Source organism: Bacillus sp. PPSBB_11, assembly GCF_038023285.1.
GTDB classification, from domain to species: domain Bacteria; phylum Bacillota; class Bacilli; order Bacillales; family Bacillaceae; genus Bacillus; species Bacillus altitudinis.
In genome coordinates this window covers 803,006-803,334 of sequence record NZ_CP150633.1, presented here as the reverse complement: position 1 = coordinate 803,334, position 329 = coordinate 803,006, and the positions used below count along the sequence as shown (strand labels likewise).

The 329-nt window shown below is 42.6% G+C and carries 1 pseudogene; it reads left to right on the top strand.

Going from position 1 to position 329, the window contains the following annotated elements:
* Window positions 1-126: 126 nt before the first annotated feature.
* Window positions 127-329 (top strand): annotated as a pseudogene (locus tag V7L95_RS04065) (hypothetical protein); the annotation flags it as partial.

Here is a 329-nt window from a genome sequence, read left to right as displayed (position 1 = left end):
ACTACGTGCTCTACATCCAGCTTCTTGGCCTATCATTTTATTTATGTTTATTATAGGAGGCTTTAACCGCGACACAGTGGATATCATCAAAAGTGAATTAGTTTTATGGTAAAGGAGGGCGCCTAATTGACGAAGGAAGAACTGCACGAAGCCATTACGGATATATACGAACGCACAAAAGCCGGCGCCTTAGAGCGCGAAGCACGAATCGAGGAAATTACTGCGCTTTCTGAGACATATTATAATTTAGTCGGGGATAAGCCTCATGCTGCCGCGTTAGATCGTTTGACTAATCTCGTAATATATGAAGAGCTTACTGATACTCATCC